The organism is Dietzia sp. DQ11-38-2, from assembly GCF_014145055.1.
Taxonomy (GTDB): Bacteria; Actinomycetota; Actinomycetes; order Mycobacteriales; family Mycobacteriaceae; genus Dietzia.
The window spans coordinates 1-3,327 of the sequence record NZ_JAALDW010000102.1 but is presented as its reverse complement, the minus strand read 5'-3'; the positions used below and the strand labels follow the sequence as shown (position 1 = coordinate 3,327).

Annotated in this window: 4 protein-coding genes and 1 pseudogene; 3 read left to right on the top strand and 2 right to left on the bottom strand. The window is 69.3% G+C overall.

The window, feature by feature from the left end; translation table 11 throughout:
* The 3 genes from G6026_RS04030 to msrB form a co-directional block, all read left to right on the top strand.
* A partial coding sequence (locus G6026_RS04030) for an alpha/beta hydrolase (protein WP_182612324.1) occupies nt 1-712 on the top strand: 712 nt, incomplete at its 5' end.
* 80 nt (nt 713-792) lie between these two features.
* Nucleotides 793-1,959, top strand: coding sequence for a glycosyltransferase family 87 protein (locus G6026_RS04025; protein WP_309230170.1), 1,167 nt, complete (start codon nt 793-795; stop codon nt 1,957-1,959).
* A 9-nt stretch (nt 1,960-1,968) separates the two neighbouring features.
* Nucleotides 1,969-2,409, top strand: coding sequence for a peptide-methionine (R)-S-oxide reductase MsrB (gene msrB / locus G6026_RS04020; RefSeq protein ID WP_107756572.1), 441 nt, complete (start codon nt 1,969-1,971; stop codon nt 2,407-2,409).
* Here msrB and hemQ read toward each other — a convergent pair whose 3' ends face one another.
* Together hemQ and G6026_RS04010 are read right to left on the bottom strand one after the other, a co-directional pair.
* Nucleotides 2,410-3,105 (bottom strand): hydrogen peroxide-dependent heme synthase, encoded by a 696-nt coding sequence (gene hemQ / locus G6026_RS04015; protein ID WP_107756573.1) that lies wholly within the window; start codon nt 3,103-3,105, stop codon nt 2,410-2,412. It abuts the gene before it with no gap.
* Between the two features lie 3 nt (nt 3,106-3,108).
* A pseudogene (locus G6026_RS04010) lies at nt 3,109-3,327 on the bottom strand (protoporphyrinogen oxidase); the annotation flags it as partial.

Here is a 3,327-nt window from a genome sequence, read left to right as displayed (position 1 = left end):
CTCCGATACCGCGTTACGGCTGTGGGCGGCCTCCTGCACTCGTCCCGAGTGCGGGCCGGGCGACGGGGAACAGAGGGTCGAGGCCGTCTCCCGCGCCCTCGACGCCGCGAGAGATCCCGGGGCCCGCGTGCCGGCCGCGCTCCTGTCCGACGTGATCCGATCCGCACTCACCGACCTGTCCGGTGCCTCCGCAGCGGAGGCGTCCGACGGGGACGAGATCCTCGGTGAGATCGCGGGGACGGACCCCGATGCGGGCGCCCCCGGTCCGTTGGTGCGTGCCCGGGCGGAGGCGTTGAGGAGCTCCTCACTTCCGTACGTCGCGGAGTGCTCCGACCTGCCCAGGCGGGTTCCGGTCAACCGCGTACCCGAGCTCGCCACCGAATGGGCGGACGACGCACCCTTCGGGGAGATCCTGGCCGCCCAGCTCTCCGCCTGTTCGACCTGGCCCGTCCCGGAACGCACGCCCGTGGAGCTGCCCGGATCCGTGCCCGTGCTCCTCATGGGAGGGATCGCGGACCCCGTCGCCGGCGCCGCCGCCCTGGAACCCACCGCGGGCATGCTGACCGGCGCCGGGGCGGGAGACATCCGGATTCTCACCTGGGGCGCTCCCGGATCGTGGGTGGTGCTCCACTCGGCGTGCGCCCGGTCGACCCTCTCGGGCTTCCTCGCCGACCCGACCACCGTCGACCGATCCGTGGCCTGCCCGTCCTGACCCGGGGCGCCTACGAGAAGGACGTGCCCCCGACCGGTAGCCTGCACACCGTGCCGTTGCCGACCCGAAGCACTGACTCCGTGCCCCGCCTGTTGAACCAGATCCTGTGGCCGTTGGCGATCATGACGGTGATCCATCGCGTGCTCATCAAGGCCGTCAACGGATCCATCACGAACGACTTCGGGACCGTCTACGCGGCGACCAGGCGCTTCCTCGCGGGCGAACCCGTCTACAGCGAGAACCTGCTCACGGTTCAACCGCACTATCTCTACGCCCCGAGCGGCACGTTCCTCCTGGCCCCCTTCGGCGTGATCGACAACTACACGGTGGCCCGGTGGCTGTTCATCCTGGTCAACGCCGCCGCGATCATCGCCGCACTGTGGCTTCTCATGCGATTGTTCGACCTCGACGTGCGGTCGTTCGCCGCCCCGGCGATCCTTCTGGGCGCGTTCTGTACCGAGGCGGTCACCAACACCCTGGTGTTCACGAACGTCAACGGCGTGATCTTCCTGTGCCAGGTGTCCTTCCTCTATCTGCTGTACCGCAGGCGACTGTGGTGGGCCGGGGTCGCGATGGGGCTGTCACTGGCGATCAAGCCGATGCTCGCGCCTCTGCTGGTCCTCCCGCTGATCCGTCGACAGTGGCAGCCCTTCGTGGCCGCCCTGGCGATCCCCGCCGCCACGATGGCCGCGGGGTGGGCGCTCACCGTGGACGCCGGCCGGTATCTCGAGGTCACCGCGCCCTACATGAGCGAGGTCCGCGACTACTACAACAGCTCCATCGCCGGGCTCGGTCTGTACTACGGCGTCCCCGACCCGCTCATCCTGGTTGCCCGGATCCTCATCGTGGTGGCCACCCTGCTGGCCGTGTATCTCCTGCTCGACTACCGGCACAACCACGAGGTGTTGTGGCTCGCCACCACCTCCGGGGTCATCCTGACCGGTGTGTTCCTGGTCTCCAGCCTCGGCCAGATGTACTACTCGATGATGCTCATCCCCATCATGCTCACCGTGGTGCTGGACAAGTCGTTCGTCCGCAACTGGCCCGCCTGGTTGGCGGCCTACGGGTTCTTCACACTCGACTTCTGGGAGTCGGCGCGATGGCCGTACTACGGGCGCCTGCTGGAGTTCGCCCACCCCACGCTCGGATGGCTGTTGCTGCTCTGCACCGTGCTGGCGATCCTGCTGTGGCGTCGGACGGACCCGCGTCGGCACGAGCGGATCGCACCGGCCGCGGCGGCGGCGTAGCCTGCGGGCATGAGTGAGCGCACCGACACCCCCTCCAACACCCCGCACCCCTCCTTCACCCTCGATGACGCCGAGTGGCGCCGCAGGCTGACCCCGGAGGAGTACCAGGTCCTGCGCCGGGCGGGCACCGAGCGGCCGTACACCGGCGAGTACACCGACACCAAGACCGAAGGGGTCTACCGGTGCCGTGGCTGCGGGGCCGAGCTGTTCCGCAGCGACGCCAAGTTCGACTCCCACTGCGGCTGGCCCTCGTTCTTCACGCCGTTGGCCGGCGGGGCCGTCATCGAGCGGACGGACACCTCCCTCGGGATGACCCGGACCGAGGTGTTGTGCGCGAACTGCCACGGCCACCTGGGGCATGTCTTCTCGGGCGAGGGCTACCCCACCCCCACCGATCTGAGGTACTGCATCAACTCGGTGAGCATGACCCTCGAACCCGCCGAGGACTGATCAGGGCATCGAGGTGGCGAGCTGCTCGGCGCTGACCCGGGGACCGGTGAAGAACGGGATCTCCTCGCGCACGTGACGGCGCGCCTCGGTGCTGCGCATGACGCGCATGAGGTCGACGATCCGATCCAGTTGCGGGGCCTCGAAGGCCAGGAGCCATTCGTAGTCGCCGAGCGAGAAGGACGGCACGGTGTTGGCGCGGACGTCCGGGTATTCGCGGGCGGCGCGCCCGTGCTCGGCGAGGATGCGGCGACGCTCCTCGTCGGGGAGCAGGTACCACTCGTAGGACCGGACGAACGGGTACACCGAGATGTACGCGCCCGGTTCCTCCTCGGCGAGGAAGGCCGGGATGTGGCTCTTGTTGAACTCCGCGGGCCGGTGCAGGGCGGTGTTGGACCAGTAGGCGGTGCTGGCCCGACCCAGGATGGTGGTGCGCCGGAACTCGTTGTAGAACCGCTGGAGATCCTCCATGTGCTCGGCGTGGGTCCAGATCATGAAGTCGGCCTCGGCCCGCAACCCCGAGACGTCGTAGAGCCCGCGGACCACCACGTCCGTGTCGTCGAACCGCGCGAGGAACCGCTCGAGGTCAGCGGTGACCGCGGCCCGGTCCTCCCCCAGCTTCCCGGGGGTCACGGTGAAGACCGAGAACATGAGGTACCGGAGGGTCGAGTTGAGCTTCTTGTAGTCGAGGCGTGCCATGTCTCAATCCTGCCACCCTGCCGCCAGCCGCCGGGCCGCGGCCCGAGCGGAACCGATGCACGCGGGCACACCGACCCCCTCGGTCGCCCCTCCGACCACCTCCACCCCGGGGAGCCGGTCCGCCAGTCCGGCCCGCACGTCCGCGATCCGGTCGGCGTGCGCCGGCCCGATCTCCGCGAGGGAGTCCTCCCAGCGCCGGACGCGGGAATGCAGGATCCTCGG